16 protein-coding genes and 1 other RNA gene are annotated in these 14340 nt (G+C 31.1%); 12 read left to right on the top strand and 5 right to left on the bottom strand.

What is annotated here, in order from left to right; genetic code table 11:
• The first annotated feature begins 14 nt into the window (after positions 1-14).
• From BWZ22_RS13825 to BWZ22_RS13780, 10 genes are all read left to right on the top strand, one after another.
• On the top strand, positions 15-395 hold the full coding sequence (locus BWZ22_RS13825; RefSeq protein ID WP_076700952.1) for a DoxX family protein: 381 nt from the start codon (positions 15-17) through the stop codon (positions 393-395).
• Positions 396-472: 77 nt separating this feature from the next.
• Positions 473-739 (top strand): DUF202 domain-containing protein, encoded by a 267-nt coding sequence (locus BWZ22_RS13820; protein ID WP_076700950.1) that lies wholly within the window; start codon positions 473-475, stop codon positions 737-739.
• The gene (locus BWZ22_RS13815) at positions 736-1209 is read left to right on the top strand and encodes a hypothetical protein (RefSeq protein ID WP_076700947.1); all 474 of its coding nucleotides are present in this window, start codon (positions 736-738) and stop codon (positions 1207-1209) included. The genes BWZ22_RS13820 and BWZ22_RS13815 overlap by 4 nt, the downstream gene beginning before the upstream one ends.
• Positions 1210-1276: 67 nt before the next feature.
• Complete coding sequence (locus tag BWZ22_RS13810; RefSeq protein ID WP_076700945.1) at positions 1277-1609, top strand: helix-turn-helix transcriptional regulator; 333 nt, start codon at positions 1277-1279, stop codon at positions 1607-1609.
• 51 nt (positions 1610-1660) lie between these two features.
• Positions 1661-2128 (top strand): DUF6428 family protein, encoded by a 468-nt coding sequence (locus BWZ22_RS13805; protein WP_076700942.1) that lies wholly within the window; start codon positions 1661-1663, stop codon positions 2126-2128.
• 27 nt (positions 2129-2155) lie between these two features.
• Complete coding sequence (locus tag BWZ22_RS13800; RefSeq protein ID WP_076700940.1) at positions 2156-2788, top strand: low molecular weight phosphatase family protein; 633 nt, start codon at positions 2156-2158, stop codon at positions 2786-2788.
• Between the two features lie 3 nt (positions 2789-2791).
• Positions 2792-3838 carry an ACR3 family arsenite efflux transporter gene (gene arsB, locus BWZ22_RS13795; RefSeq protein WP_076700937.1) on the top strand — a complete coding sequence of 349 codons (1047 nt, stop codon included), beginning with the start codon at positions 2792-2794 and terminating at the stop codon, positions 3836-3838.
• Positions 3839-4022: 184 nt separating this feature from the next.
• A complete protein-coding gene (gene pheT / locus BWZ22_RS13790) occupies positions 4023-6449 on the top strand; it encodes a phenylalanine--tRNA ligase subunit beta (protein ID WP_076700935.1) in 2427 nt (808 codons plus the stop codon).
• Positions 6450-6508: 59 nt separating this feature from the next.
• Positions 6509-7312 carry a phosphatase PAP2 family protein gene (locus BWZ22_RS13785; RefSeq protein WP_198027624.1) on the top strand — a complete coding sequence of 268 codons (804 nt, stop codon included), beginning with the start codon at positions 6509-6511 and terminating at the stop codon, positions 7310-7312.
• A gap of 92 nt (positions 7313-7404) precedes the next feature.
• The gene (locus tag BWZ22_RS13780; RefSeq protein ID WP_076700930.1) at positions 7405-7638 is read left to right on the top strand and encodes a hypothetical protein; all 234 of its coding nucleotides are present in this window, start codon (positions 7405-7407) and stop codon (positions 7636-7638) included.
• Between the two features lie 86 nt (positions 7639-7724).
• Here the strand turns inward: BWZ22_RS13780 and BWZ22_RS13775 are convergent, their stop codons facing one another.
• Positions 7725-9350, bottom strand: coding sequence for an ABC-F family ATP-binding cassette domain-containing protein (locus BWZ22_RS13775; protein WP_076700928.1), 1626 nt, complete (start codon positions 9348-9350; stop codon positions 7725-7727).
• Positions 9351-9547: 197 nt separating this feature from the next.
• On the opposite strand from BWZ22_RS13775, the gene BWZ22_RS13770 reads away from it, so the two are divergent.
• The gene (locus BWZ22_RS13770; protein WP_083692369.1) at positions 9548-10969 is read left to right on the top strand and encodes a hypothetical protein; all 1422 of its coding nucleotides are present in this window, start codon (positions 9548-9550) and stop codon (positions 10967-10969) included.
• On the opposite strand, the gene BWZ22_RS13765 is transcribed toward BWZ22_RS13770, so the two are convergent.
• The 3 genes from BWZ22_RS13765 to ffs form a co-directional block, all read right to left on the bottom strand.
• Positions 10970-11398 carry a hypothetical protein gene (locus BWZ22_RS13765; RefSeq protein WP_076700926.1) on the bottom strand — a complete coding sequence of 143 codons (429 nt, stop codon included), beginning with the start codon at positions 11396-11398 and terminating at the stop codon, positions 10970-10972.
• A 45-nt stretch (positions 11399-11443) separates the two neighbouring features.
• The gene (locus BWZ22_RS13760) at positions 11444-12247 is read right to left on the bottom strand and encodes an SDR family oxidoreductase (RefSeq protein ID WP_076700923.1); all 804 of its coding nucleotides are present in this window, start codon (positions 12245-12247) and stop codon (positions 11444-11446) included.
• A gap of 78 nt (positions 12248-12325) precedes the next feature.
• Positions 12326-12424, bottom strand: an RNA gene (gene ffs, locus BWZ22_RS13755) — signal recognition particle sRNA small type.
• 89 nt (positions 12425-12513) lie between these two features.
• On the opposite strand from ffs, the gene BWZ22_RS13750 reads away from it, so the two are divergent.
• A complete protein-coding gene (locus BWZ22_RS13750; protein ID WP_076700920.1) occupies positions 12514-13545 on the top strand; it encodes a glutaminyl-peptide cyclotransferase in 1032 nt (343 codons plus the stop codon).
• A 188-nt stretch (positions 13546-13733) separates the two neighbouring features.
• On the opposite strand, the gene BWZ22_RS13745 is transcribed toward BWZ22_RS13750, so the two are convergent.
• Positions 13734-13925, bottom strand: a complete 192-nt coding sequence (locus BWZ22_RS13745; protein WP_157607981.1) for a hypothetical protein — start codon at positions 13923-13925, stop codon at positions 13734-13736.
• Between the last annotated feature and the right edge of the window lie 415 nt (positions 13926-14340).

The raw sequence follows: 14340 nt of genomic DNA, 5'->3' as shown, positions 1-14340 counted from the left end.
TTCAAGTATTTAATATGATAACTAAAAATTTTAATAATCTGGCATTGTTAATTCTAAGGTTAGGAGCTGGAGGTCTTATGTTAACTCACGGTATACCCAAAATATCAAAACTTTTTGAGTCTCCTATAAAATTTGCAGACCCAATTGGTATAGGAGAAACGCCTTCACTTATATTAACTTTAATAGCAGAAGTTATTGCTCCTGTACTAGTTATAATTGGTTTTAAAACTAAAATAGCCTCTATCCCTGTAATAATAACAATGATAGTGGCTGCCTTTGTTGTACACCTCAATGACCCTATTGGTACAAAAGAAAAGGCTATACTCTACCTTATGTGCTATTTAGTTTTATTCTTAACGGGCCCGGGTAAATTCGCTATAGATAAAACTAATTAAATTAGCTAAAGTTCTTAATGTATTCTTTTTCAAGTTCTCTTAAAGACTTTATCTTTATAGTCTAATCAATATATTTAATGGATAAAGAATCGCATCTTATAACTAGAGACTGGTTAGCTATAGAAAGAACTAAATTAGCTAACGAAAGAACTTTTTTAGCTTATTTCAGAACCTTTATTGTGTTTTTAGGAACCGGATTAACCATTTTAAAATTAGAGTTTTTTTCTGAAATGGAATCTTTTGGTATTATACTATTAATTATTTCACCAATAATTTTAGTTATTGGTTTAATACGGTTGTTTTATGTTAAAAAATTAATTAAGAAACACTATAAAATAAAATGAAAGCCGTATCGCAAAAAGAAATCAAGCAAGAATTAAATACGCTTTCACATAAAGAAATTCAAGATATTTGCTTAAGATTAGCAAGGTTTAAAAAAGAAAACAAAGAACTACTCACCTATTTACTTTTTGAATCACAAAATGAAACTGGTTATATTGCAAGTGTTAAAGCTTATATTGATGAAGAATTCACCTTAATTAACACAGACAGCTACTATTACATTAGAAAAAGTGTTAGAAAAATTTTAAGAAACATTAAAAAGTTTGTACGCTATTCACAAAACAAAGAAACCGAAGTAGAACTACTACTCTACTTTTGTGAAAAATTAAAACACTTTAAGCCTAGTATTAACAGAAGTACTCAACTTCAAAATATGTATAATAGGCAATTGCAATTAGCTAAAAAACATATCGCCACTTTTCATGAAGATTTACAATACGATTATAATTTAATTTTAGAAGAATTATTGTAAATATTTAAAATATAATTTGTGATTAATTTTATTAATCGTAATATTGCAATATACAAATACAACAAAGATGGGATTAGCCAAAACAGAAATATTCACAGATCAGCAAAATAAAATTGCATTATTTGCAAAAGCCTTTGGGCACCCAGCAAGAGTAGCTATTTTGCAACAACTATTTAAAACAGATAGCTGTTACTGTGGCAACCTTGTTGATGAAATTGGTTTAGCTCAACCTACCATTTCTCAACATTTAAAAGAATTAAAACTTTTAGGCTTAATAAAAGGAAATGTAGAGGGCACAAGCGTTTGTTATTGTATTGATGAAGAAATTTGGACTGAAATGAAAATTATTATGGAAGATTTCTTAAATCAAGACTTAGTTAACAAACAAGATTGCTGCTAAAAAAATTTAAAATCATTAATCGTAAAATTACAATAAACAAAACATCATATCATGAAATTATCAGAAGTTAAATTAATTTTAGGAGAATTAGATACTATTGGGTTTCAATTACCTAACGGAGAATTAGTTCCAAGTCATTTTCACGTTACCGAAGTTGGTAAAATAACCAAACATTTTATTGACTGTGGAGGCACTGTTAGAAACGAAGAAGTTGTAAACTTTCAACTTTGGAATGCCAATGATTACGACCATAGATTACATCCAGAAAAATTATTAAGCATCATAGAGCTATCTGAAAAAGTGTTAAATATTGGCGATTTAGAGGTTGAAGTTGAATACCAAGGAAATACTATTGAAAAATTTGGGATAGATTTCGATGGCAAATATTTCCTATTAACAACCAAGCAAACCGATTGTTTAGCCAAAGACAAATGCGGAATTCCAACAGAAAAACCAAAAGTGAGATTATCAGATTTAAATGATGAACCTTGTTGTTCTCCAGATGGAAACTGTTGTTAACTATTATACCATTTAAAAAATAAAAAAATGATAACTACACAATCAAACGTATTTTCTGAAATAGAAAATTTAATCAAAACCTTAGAACCAAATTCTATTTCAGAAGAACGTAAAACCGTTTTACAACCTTTAACAGATTTCATTCAGAAAAAAGTATCAAATAATGAAGATATTCGTATCAATTTTATTTGTACACATAATTCTAGAAGAAGTCATTTATCACAGGTTTGGGCACAAACTATGGCACATTATTTTAATATAAAAAACGTATTTTGTTATTCTGGAGGTACAGAAGCAACTGCACTTTTCCCTATGGTTGCAGAAACGCTTCAAAACTCAGGTTTTACAGTAAAAACCTTGTCTAAAAACAACAACCCTGTGTACAGTATTAAATACGCAGATAATGCGCATCCTGTTATTGGTTTTTCTAAAAAATTAGATGATGATTTTAATCCAAAATCGGCTTTTGCAGCTATCATGACATGTGATTCAGCTAATGAAGCTTGCCCATTTGTACCTGGAGCTGAAAAAAGAATTCCAATAACTTTTGAAGACCCTAAAGCCTTTGATGGTACACCACAACAGGCCGAAAAATATAATGAACGAAGTCTTCAAATCGCAACCGAATTATTTTACGTTTTTTCTCAAATCAATCAATAAATCATGGCAATAAAAAAATTAAGTTTTTTAGACAGAAATTTAACGCTTTGGATTTTTGTAGCAATGGCTATTGGGGTTGGGCTTGGTTATTTTTTTCCAACCTTTCCAAACGTTATAAATTCATTTAATAGTGGTACTACAAATGTTCCCATAGCCATTGGGTTAATTTTAATGATGTATCCGCCATTAGCAAAGGTTAATTACTCACTTTTACCAAAAGTATTCCGTAATGTGAAAATTTTATCAATTTCACTGGTATTAAATTGGATTATTGGTCCCGTTTTAATGTTTATTTTAGCCATTACTTTCCTTAGAGATTATCCCGAATACATGGTAGGCCTCATTTTAATTGGTCTAGCGCGGTGTATTGCCATGGTTTTAGTATGGAATGACCTTGCTGAAGGCAGCAGCGAATACGGTGCTGGTTTGGTTGCTTTAAATAGTATTTTTCAAGTGTTTGCTTATAGTTTCTATGCTTGGATATTTATTACTGTGCTTCCTCCCTATTTTGGTTTTGAAGGTGCTATAGTTGATATTTCTATTGCAACCATTGCCGAAAGTGTAGCTATTTATTTAGGTATTCCTTTCCTTTTAGGAATTTTAAGTCGCGTTATATTAGTAAAACTAAAAGGTGAAGAATGGTACACCAAAAAATTTATTCCTACCATTTCACCTTTAACACTAATTGCTCTGTTATTTACCATTATTGTAATGTTTTCTCTAAAAGGAGAACTTATTGTTGAAATACCAATGGACGTACTCATTATTGCTGTACCGTTATTAGTATATTTTACTTTAATGTTCATTATAGGGTTCTTCTTTTCTAAAGCAATGGGTGCAGAATATGATAAAACAGCTTCAGTAGCTTTTACTGCTGCTGGTAATAATTTTGAATTAGCCATTGCGGTTGCTATAGCGGTTTTTGGCTTAAACTCAGGACAAGCCTTTGCAGGTGTAATTGGTCCTTTAGTAGAAGTACCAGCACTTATTTTATTAGTTAGGGTATCATTTTGGCTTAGAAAAAAATATTTCAAAACAGCCTTAAGCTAATAAAACACACTTAAAATATTTAATAAACATAACGTAATCAAGGGTTTAAACATAATTCAAACCCTTTTTTTATATTTATTTGTCTATAAATTAAAATACTAAATCTAACTTCAAATCCATACACTTTATTTGAATGCTAGTGTCAATAGTTTTATATTTGCTGCTTTAAACAGAAGTACGTTTTATGAAGATTTCATACAATTGGTTAAAGCAATTTATTAAAATAGATTGGTCACCCGAAAAAACCGGGGAACTATTAACAGATTTAGGGCTTGAGGTAGAAGGAATAGAAACCTATCAATCTGTAAAAGGAGGTTTAAAAGGTGTTGTAGTTGGAGAGGTATTAACCTGTACCAAACACCCAAATGCAGACAAACTAAAAATAACCACAGTTAATATTGGAGCAGAAACTCCGCTACAAATAGTTTGTGGAGCTCCAAATGTAGCAACGGGCCAAAAAGTACCTGTTGCAACTATTGGTACTACTTTATATACTCCAGAAGGCGAAAGCTGGAAAATTAAAAAAGGGAAAATTAGAGGTGAAGAAAGCCACGGAATGATTTGTGCCGAAGACGAATTAGGTTTAGGTCAATCTCATGATGGCATTATGGTTTTAGATGAAGCTTTGGAAGTTGGAACTCCCTGTGCCGATATTTTTGATATTGAAAACGACCATGTTTTTGAAATAGGCTTAACACCAAACAGAGCCGATGCCATGAGTCATCTAGGTACTGCCAGAGATTTAAAAGCGGGCTTATTACAAAAAGATATTAGTTTAGAATTAATTACTCCGTCAGTTAGTGCATTTCATGTTGAAAACAGAACTTTAAAAATTGATGTTAACGTCATTAATAAGGAACTGGCTCCTAGATATTGCGGACTAACAATCTCAGGACTAAAAGTAAAAGAATCTCCTGCTTGGTTACAAAATAGATTAAAGGCTATTGGTTTAACACCTATTAATAATGTTGTAGATGCTACTAATTATGTGTTACATGACTTAGGGCAACCACTACACGCTTTTGATGCTGTAAAAATTGCAGGCAATAAAATTGAAGTTAAAACTCTTGAAAAAGGAACTAAATTTGTAACTCTAGATGGTGTTGAACGCGAATTACATGAAGATGACCTCATGATTTGCGATGCCGAAAAACCCATGTGTATTGCTGGTATTTTTGGTGGTGAATATTCTGGAGTTACCGAAAATACAACAAGTATCTTTTTAGAAAGTGCTTATTTTAACCCTGTTTCTATAAGAAAATCAGCAAAACGCCACGGGTTAAATACCGATGCTTCTTTTAGATTTGAACGTGGTATAGACCCCAATATTACAGAATATGCTTTAAAACGTGCCGCTTTGCTAATTCAAGAACTTGCTGGCGGTGAAATAACAAGTGATATAGTTGATTTATACCCAAAAAAAATTGAAGATTTCCAAGTTCGTCTAAGCTTTGAAAATGCTAAAAAACTTATTGGCGAAGAAATATCTAAAGAAACCATAAAAAGCATTCTTACCTCTTTAGAAATTAAAGTAAATAGTGTTACAGAAGCTGGTTTAGGTTTAACCGTTCCTGCATATAGAAATGATGTACAACGAGAGGCTGATATTATTGAAGAAGTGCTTCGTGTGTATGGTTATAACAATATTAAAACCACAGAAAAACTTAATGCTTCTATTTCAAGTACATCAAAATTTGATGATTACAGAATCCAAAATGTAGTTGGTAATCAGCTAGTTGCTCAGGGGTTTTATGAAATTATGGCTAACTCGTTAACAACACCTAAATATGTTGAGTTAACCAATATGTTAAAAGAAGAACACAACGTGAGCATGTTAAATCCTTTAAGTAGTGATTTAGGTGTTATGCGTCAAAGTTTACTCTTCTCTGGTTTAGAAGCTGTTAGCTACAACATTAACCGTAAACAAGATAATTTAAAGTTATTTGAATTTGGTAAAACTTACCATCAATATGGTGAAAACAGAGAAGAATTTAAACATTTATCTGTATTTGTAACAGGAAACAGAAATCAAGAACGATGGACTCATAGTGTTCAAAAAAGTGATTTCTTCTTCTTAAAAGGAACTATTGCAAGTGTTTTAGAAAGACTCGGTTTATCTCGTTATAAAGTATCTCCTGTTAAAAACGATGTGTTTAGTGAAGGCATTAGCTTGTATTTAGGAAAAAACAAATTAGTTGATTTTGGTTTAGTGAAAAAATCTGTTTTAAAACATTTTGGAATTTCTCAAAACGTGTTATATGCAGATTTTAATTGGGACACTATTTTAGATATGGCTAAACACAATAAAGTGAAGTTTAAAGATATACCTAAATACCCAGCTGTAAGACGTGATTTTGCTTTACTTTTAGATGAATCTGTTTCTTTTGAAGATATTGATAAAATAGCCTCTCAAACAGAAAAACAACTGCTAAAAGATGTTGATTTGTTTGATGTTTATCAAGGTAAAAACTTACCAGAAGGTAAAAAGAGTTATGCCGTTAGTTTTACATTACAAGACGAAAACAAAACACTAACAGATAAGCAAATTGACAAAATAATGAATAAGCTTCAAGCTAATTTTGAAAAGCAATTAGGAGCAGAATTAAGGTAATTATGCCGTTTAAATACGTTTTTATTCTGTTTTGTTATTGTGTTTTACAAAGCAGTACTTTGTTTTGTCAAAATGAGCTTTATAAAATAGACCAAGATAGTTCTTCAACCTGGACGCTATTTAAGTATGATGTAAATACCACATGGCAAGGGGTGAAATATTCATTCACCAAACCATTAGATTGGAAAGGTAAAGATTTTGCCAAATTAGGTGGATTAATTATAGGAACTGCTACCCTATCTTTAGCAGATGAAGAAGGTAAACGCTTTTTTGATCGTCAACAAGAAGATTTCCCAAGCTTAATTAGAGATTTTGGATGGTACTTTGGTAGTCCTCAAAACTATTTTATGGCCAATGCAGGTATATATGGTTTTGGGTTACTAACTAAAAATGAAAAAGTAAGACGCACCAGTGTTTTAATTATTACATCTTCTATAACTAGCGGATTTATTCAAACTATAGCTAAAAATGGCTTTGGAAGAGCTAGACCTGGTACGGGTTTAGGTCCCTATTACTTTAAACCATTTTCTAAAGAAGCAGGACACCACGCTTTTCCTTCTGGTCATACCATTTTATCTGTTACTATGGCTCATGCCATTGCAAAACAGTTAAACAATACATGGGCTAAAATTGGAGTTTATACTATTGGTGCTATACCACCCATTTCTAGATTGGTTGATGGCGCCCATTGGTTAACAGATGTGGCTTTTAGCGCTGCTTTAAGCATAATTGTAGTTGATAGTGTTGATAAATTCTTATTTAAAAATGAATCTCACGGTATATCTAACCCAAAGCTAAACAAAAGAATTACTTGGAATATGTCTTTTGGAGCTAATAAAATTGGGGTTATAGGTACTTTTTAATGTATTCCTGCTGTGCATAGTAAACGTTTCTTATTTACTATGATAATAGCGCTATTTTTTGTATATTTAAAAGAACCTAAAAACTGGGTATTATGACAAATTCTAACTATATAAAAGTCTTTACGGGTAATTTAATTATTACAGAACGTGTTATTCAAAGCTTAAAAGATTCAAATATCAATGCTATTATTAAAGAGCAAAATGAATCTGGTCTAGACCCTAAAATTTATGGTGGTCATTTACTTCAAGAGATTTATGTTCATAAAGATGAACTTAATAAAGCCATTCCTATCATTGAAGAAATAAATGCCTCTTTAAAAGCCTAAGTTTTTGCGTTAGGGATTGAAGCTAGTTACCGTGTAACGCGGAAAGCCCGCCCAAGCCTTAGCTTGGGAACGCCCTAAAAACACAATTAAACTGTTTGCCCATACATTTTATTGCGTAATTCTTTAATTTTTGGGTCTTGCATATACTCATCAAAAGTAGTATATCTGTCTATAACGCCATTAGGTGTTAGCTCTACTACTCTATTGGCTACTGTTTGTGCAAACTCATGGTCATGCGTTGTAAATAAAATGGTGCCTTTAAAGTTTTTGAGCGAATTGTTAAAAGCCGTAATACTTTCTAAATCTAGGTGATTGGTAGGTTCATCTAACATTAAAACATTGGCTCTAATCATCATCATTCTACTTAACATACATCTAACTTTTTCACCTCCAGATAGTACATTACATTTTTTTAAAGCTTCTTCGCCACTAAAAATCATTTTTCCTAAAAAGCCTCGAATGTTAACTTCTTCACGTTCTTCTTCGGTTTTTGCCCATTGGCGTAACCAATCTACAAGTGATAAATCGTTATTAAAAAATTCGCTATTATCTAATGGTAAGTAAGATTGTGTTGTTGTAATTCCCCAAGAAAACTTACCAGAATCGGCTTTGTCGTTATTATTTACTATTTGGTAAAAAGCTGTTGTAGCTCTAGAATCTCTAGAAAACACAACTACTTTATCGCCTTTAGCTAAGTTTAAATCTATGTTTTTAAACAAAATTTCACCGTCTATTGAGGCTGAAAGTCCTTCAACATTTAAAATTTGATCACCTGCTTCTCTTTCTTGTTCAAAAATAATAGCTGGATAACGACGGCTAGTAGGTCTAATATCTTCAATGTTGAGTTTTTCAATCATCTTTTTTCTACTAGTTGCTTGTTTACTTTTTGCAACATTGGCAGAAAAACGACGGATAAATTCTTCTAATTCCTTTTTCTTTTCTTCGGCTTTTTTGTTTTGTTGTGCACGTTGGCGCGCCGCTAATTGAGAAGACTCATACCAGAAAGTGTAGTTACCAGAATAGTGGTTAATTTTACCAAAATCTATATCAGAAATATGGGTACAAACGGCATCTAGAAAGTGACGGTCATGAGATACCACAATAACACAGTTATCATAATTAGCCAAAAAGTTTTCTAACCAACTAATAGTTTCATAATCTAAATCGTTGGTAGGCTCATCCATAATTAACACATCTGGATTTCCAAAAAGAGCTTGAGCTAATAGCACACGTACTTTTTGTTTACCATCTAGGTCACCCATTAAGGTATAGTGTAAATCTTCTTTTATACCTAAGTTAGATAACATTGCGGCAGCATCACTATCGGCATTCCAACCATTCATTTCTTCAAATTGAACTTGAAGCTCCCCTATTTTTTCGGCATTTTCATCAGAATAATCAGCATATAAAGCATCTATTTCAGTTTTAATTTTAAATAATGGTTTATTTCCCATTAAAACGGTTTCTAAAACTGTATGCTCATCATATAAATTATGATTTTGCTCTAATACAGACATACGTTTACCAGATTCTAACGATACATGTCCTGAGGTAGGCTCCATTTTTCCTGAAATAATCTTTAAGAATGTAGATTTACCAGAACCATTGGCGCCAATAATACCGTAGCAGTTACCTTGGGTAAATGTGGTATTTACTTCATCAAAAAGAATACGTTTTCCAAACTGAACGGAAAGATTTGATACTGATAACATATGCTTGTTTTAAATTTTTGGCAAAAGTAGAAAAATGAATTGGTAAGTGGAAACTTAAATCTTTTAATTTTAATCAATAATTAAAGCTTTAATGCTTCTAAATAACTTAATAAATTCAACTTTTAACAACGCATTAACAACAATTTTTAAATACAAGGCATATTTTTGTAAGACTAATGGTAACCCTAAAGGGATTCATGAAATTATATTTTCCAGCAATATTAATCTTGTTTGTTATTTTTAGCTGCAATGATGATAGAGCTAATTCAAAAATGGATTACGCCTATTTTGGAGGCGAAATAATTAATCCATACTCTAAGTTTATTATTCTTGAAAAAAACGAAAAAATAGCCGATACTATTAGGTTAGACGGTAGAAATCGTTTTATTCATAGAGTAGATAATTTACAAAAAGGATTATATACGTTTAGACATGGTGGTGAATACCAGCTTATTTTGTTAGAACCAAAAGATAGTGTACTCTTTAGATTAAATACCTTAGAGTTTGATGAATCGTTAGTTTATACAGGTAGAGGTGCAAAAAAGAATAACTACTTTATTAATGAGTTTTTAGAAAATGAAAAACAAGAAAAGTATATTCTTAAACTATGCCAATTAAATCCTAAATCATATCAAAAACATATAGATTCATTACGAGCTAAAAAGTTGAAAAAACTTGAGCGTTTTAATAAAAAATTTAAAGGGTCTCAACTATTTAATAAAATAGCTAAAGCTAATATTGATTATAGCTACTACTCTAGTAAAGAGGTGTATCCGTTTATTCATTATGGTAGAAATAAAGGGCGCTTTTTAAAATCTTTACCAAAAGATTTTTATAGCTACAGAAAGCAAATTAACTACAATGATACTTTCTTTAAAAATTACCCTATATATCAAACATTTTTAAGGCATAATATTAATACTGTTTCTCTTGAAGCGCACTCTAATCATTCTAACGAAAAAGGGTTTAGTTGGGGGAATTTATGCTATAATTTAGATAGATTACAGCTGGTTGACAGTTTAATTAAAAACGATGACATAAAAAACCTATTGCTGCATCATTATGCTTTAAAATATATTTCTTTAAGTAATAACAAAGAAAATAATAGTACAATTTTACAATCATACATTAATAAATCTACCGACAACAAAGCCAAAACAACCTTAACCAATTACGCTAACTCCTTAAAAAAGTTAGAAAGAGGGTCTACATTACCTAGTTTTAAGGTTTTAGATTATAACAATAAAGAGTTTGAAATAAATTCTTTAGTAAAATCTCCTACAGTAGTAAGTTTTTGGTCTCATGTCTACTATGATCACTTTAAAAAAAGCCAGCGTAAAATAAAAGAACTTAAAAAGAAATATCCTGAAGTTAAGTTTATTACTATAAATATTGATAATATTGATGCTGAAAAACCAAAACAAACTTTAAAAGAATGTAGGTTTAAATATAACGACCAATATTTATTTAAAAACCCTAAGGAAACAACAGAAATGTTGGCTGTTTACCCAATGACAAAAACTATTCTTATAGATGAAGATAAAAAAATAGTAAGTCCTAACTCAAATATGTTTACTAGACATTTTGAGCAACAATTATTGGGTTTAATAAACCGGTAATTATATTACAACCAAAGTATAAACCCTAGAAGTGTTATTAGAGCACAATGGGTCGTGGCATTTTTCTCTTTCATCAAATTCATCATAGTAACACTCATTAATAGCTTCTACATATAAAGATACTCTTATAGTAAAGCTTCCAGATTTTTTAGGTTTACCCTCTATAATTACTTCTCTGTAGTCATAAAAAATCTCAATACCTTCGGGTATATCACCTGAAACCGTAAAATAATAATCATAACCATTATCATATGGTTCGTTTTTAATCTCAGCAGATATGGTTTCATAATAATGTTGGTCTACATGAGCATGCTCTAAAGATTTATTGGCTAATTCTGGTCTAACATTAATTATACACTCTAATATATCGGCACAAGAGGATAATAAAAATAAGAATAGGAAAAATGTTAAAGAAAGATATCTATTCATTGTTTAAATTTTAAAAACAATGACATCAAATAACGTACCAATAAATTAAAGCTTGTAATGGTTTATTAAGAGTTTTTCATAAACCTTATCTGGTAAAATACACTTTAGTATAATAGAAAACTTCTGCATAAACTCTCCTACTTTATAATGAATTTTTGGTTCTTTGGTATTAATAATTTTATAAACTGCCTGTGCCATTAAGTTAGGATTGCTACCAGCATCTACATGTTGGTTCATTAAATCTAAAGTTTTTCCGTATGCTTTTTTATAAGGCGACTCTTTTAAAAGAGGCGCATGATACCTACCTGCAGCAATATTAGTTGCAAAATCACCGGGAGCTACATTAGTCATTTTAATGTTAAAGTCTTTAATCTCCATTCTAAAGGCTTCGGTAATTAATTCTAAAGCACCTTTACTTGCGCTATAAACACCCCGGTAAGGTAATCCCATATACCCAGCAATAGAAGTAACATTTATAATTAAGCCACTTTGCTGTTTACGCATTTGTGGTAAAACAGATTTAATAACATTTATAGGGCCAAAAAAGTTGGTATCAAAGTTATTCTTTATTTCAGATTCTGGTATTTCCTCTATAGGCCCGGTAATACCAGCACCAGCATTATTAATTAGTACATCTAGTTTACCTTCTTTTTCTATTACCGTTTCAACAGTTTTACGTATTGTGGTAATGTTTTTAACATCTAATTCTAAAATAGGAAATTTACTGTTTTTATAGTTATTTGGGTTTCTACTAGTACCATAAACAATAAACCCTTTGTTAACTAAAAACTCGCCAATAGATTTACCTATTCCGGAAGAACCTCCTGTAATTAAAACAACTTTAGACATAACTATAAATTTCAAAAAAATAATGCACCAAATTACAACATAGAAAAAGCAAAAAGAAATTTAATTTTAGTGCATAAAAAAAGGCAAGCTACCTACATCACACCGCTACAACCGTATACCTTTGCTGCGTTCCCGCCCTGGAGGATTCTACAGGAGCTGGTTGTGTAGGACTTGCCGGGTGCAAAGATACAATCTTTTAATTTTTTTACAATGTTTTTTCTTATATGATTTTAAATAAATATCTTGCTTCAAATTAAAATAAAACCATGTCTAAACTCAAGTATCTATTAATCATATTTTTATGCGGTTTAATCATTTCTTGTGGTTCTAACTCAGGAAATAAAAAAAATGAATTTGCAATACAAACCAATGCCGAAAAAGGTAATATTTCTATTGGTGAAACGCTAAAACTATCGTTAATAAATAAAAAAAATCATACGGTAGATTCTGTTATTCATACTTTAAATAAAAAAATAATTACAGATAATACACCATTAATAGACTTTAAATTAGGAAAACAAACAATTGAGTCTAAAGTTTATTTTGAAAATAAGGTAGAAACTATTAATACACCTATAACCCTACTCAATAATGTGGCTCCTAAAATTTTTAAGTATAAAATAATTAATGAGTATCCGCATGATATAACGTCATATACACAAGGGTTAGAATTTCATAATGGCTATTTATACGAAAGCACTGGGCAATATAAAGAATCTAAACTTCGTAAAATTGACTATAAAACAGGTAAAGTTTTAAAAGAAATAGCCCTTGCCGATGAATATTTTGGAGAAGGATTAACCATATTAAACAATAAAGTATACCAGTTAACATGGCGCCAAGGAACTGGTTTTGTTTATAATGTAGATACGCTTGAAAAACTAAGTAGTTTTAAATATGGAAACAGTAAAGAAGGATGGGGTTTATGTAACCATAACAACATTATTTATAAAAGCGATGGTACAGAAAAAATATGGACGCTTAATCCAGAAACATTAGTTGAAGAAGATTACATACAAGTATTTACCAATAAAGGTAAAATAATTGAAATTAACGAAATGGAATGGGTTGATGGTAAAATTTTTGCCAACCGTTACCAAAAAGATGGCGTAGCTATTATAAACCCTAAAAATGGTGGTGTTATTGGAGTGCTAGATTTTTCGCCTCTTAAAAAATTAGTAACCCAACATGAAAAACTTGATGTTTTAAATGGCATTGCTTACAATCCTGATACTAAAACCATTTTTGTTACCGGAAAACGTTGGGACAAACTATTTGAGGTTGAAATTATTGAGTAGTTAATCTAATTTTTTTATTTGGATATATTTACACTAATCCTATAGTCGGGTGTAGATTTCTTGTTAAATGTCAATATATCACCTACTGTATAAGTTAAAGTTAATATAAAAATATAGAGGGCTGTAACCCTCTATATTTTAAACCTTACACTCTGGTTTATTTATTATTTCTGTGAGTCCTAACATTGTTATACCAAAATTAGATTTTTGCCTCTCCAGCGTGCGCCAACAACATTGCCCACTTTACCAGAAAAGCCTCCTAAAATGCCTTTTTCAAAAGTCGCCATAAGTTTATGGTTTTTGGGGTTAATAATGCCTCCAAGATATAACGCCTTAAAAATAGTATCCAAATTATGACACGTATTGACTGCTTTTGACATCAATTGACTACTATTGACACCAATTGACACCAATTGACACCTATTGACACTTATTGACATCTATTGACTACTATTGACACCTATTGACTACTATTGACCTATTTTTAGCAAATTTTAGGGGTTTTGTTCGAGTTTTGTTCGAGGATTGTTCGTCTCAGCTAGGGGTTTATTTTTTTAAAATCGATTTTTGAGGGAGAAAGATGGGAGAAAACTACTCCCTAATCATTGCGAACCTTTCGACGGGGCTCAAGACAAGCTGTAGTGAAGCAATCTCTATGTCGTTTAGGCTATATATTAATGAGACTGCTTCGTCGTGCCTCCTCGCAGTGACGGGATGGGTAATAACATTCCTGTACTAAATCAATAAAGCCTCTCCCCCGTCAGTTCGCGTTTCGATACATTTTTGCTACTGCTA

Origin of the sequence: Seonamhaeicola sp. S2-3 (genome assembly GCF_001971785.1) — a bacterium.
In the GTDB taxonomy this organism is placed as follows: Bacteria; Bacteroidota; Bacteroidia; order Flavobacteriales; family Flavobacteriaceae; genus Seonamhaeicola.
Note: the sequence above shows the minus strand (reverse complement) of the source record. Positions and strands in the feature narration are given on the sequence as shown.

What these genes read in the sequence shown, in the direction of transcription:
- BWZ22_RS13825 (WP_076700952.1), top strand. Translation starts at nt 15, where the DNA reads ATGATAACTAAAAATTTTAATAATCTGGCATTGTTAATTCTAAGGTTA.
- BWZ22_RS13820 (WP_076700950.1), top strand. Translation starts at nt 473, where the DNA reads ATGGATAAAGAATCGCATCTTATAACTAGAGACTGGTTAGCTATAGAA.
- BWZ22_RS13815 (WP_076700947.1), top strand. Translation starts at nt 736, where the DNA reads ATGAAAGCCGTATCGCAAAAAGAAATCAAGCAAGAATTAAATACGCTT.
- BWZ22_RS13810 (WP_076700945.1), top strand. Translation starts at nt 1,277, where the DNA reads ATGGGATTAGCCAAAACAGAAATATTCACAGATCAGCAAAATAAAATT.
- BWZ22_RS13805 (WP_076700942.1), top strand. Translation starts at nt 1,661, where the DNA reads ATGAAATTATCAGAAGTTAAATTAATTTTAGGAGAATTAGATACTATT.
- BWZ22_RS13800 (WP_076700940.1), top strand. Translation starts at nt 2,156, where the DNA reads ATGATAACTACACAATCAAACGTATTTTCTGAAATAGAAAATTTAATC.
- arsB (WP_076700937.1), top strand. Translation starts at nt 2,792, where the DNA reads ATGGCAATAAAAAAATTAAGTTTTTTAGACAGAAATTTAACGCTTTGG.
- pheT (WP_076700935.1), top strand. Translation starts at nt 4,023, where the DNA reads ATGAAGATTTCATACAATTGGTTAAAGCAATTTATTAAAATAGATTGG.
- BWZ22_RS13780 (WP_076700930.1), top strand. Translation starts at nt 7,405, where the DNA reads ATGACAAATTCTAACTATATAAAAGTCTTTACGGGTAATTTAATTATT.
- BWZ22_RS13775 (WP_076700928.1), bottom strand. Translation starts at nt 9,350, where the DNA reads ATGTTATCAGTATCAAATCTTTCCGTTCAGTTTGGAAAACGTATTCTT.
- BWZ22_RS13770 (WP_083692369.1), top strand. Translation starts at nt 9,548, where the DNA reads ATGAAATTATATTTTCCAGCAATATTAATCTTGTTTGTTATTTTTAGC.
- BWZ22_RS13765 (WP_076700926.1), bottom strand. Translation starts at nt 11,398, where the DNA reads ATGAATAGATATCTTTCTTTAACATTTTTCCTATTCTTATTTTTATTA.
- BWZ22_RS13760 (WP_076700923.1), bottom strand. Translation starts at nt 12,247, where the DNA reads ATGTCTAAAGTTGTTTTAATTACAGGAGGTTCTTCCGGAATAGGTAAA.
- BWZ22_RS13750 (WP_076700920.1), top strand. Translation starts at nt 12,514, where the DNA reads ATGTCTAAACTCAAGTATCTATTAATCATATTTTTATGCGGTTTAATC.
- BWZ22_RS13745 (WP_157607981.1), bottom strand. Translation starts at nt 13,925, where the DNA reads ATGTCAAAAGCAGTCAATACGTGTCATAATTTGGATACTATTTTTAAG.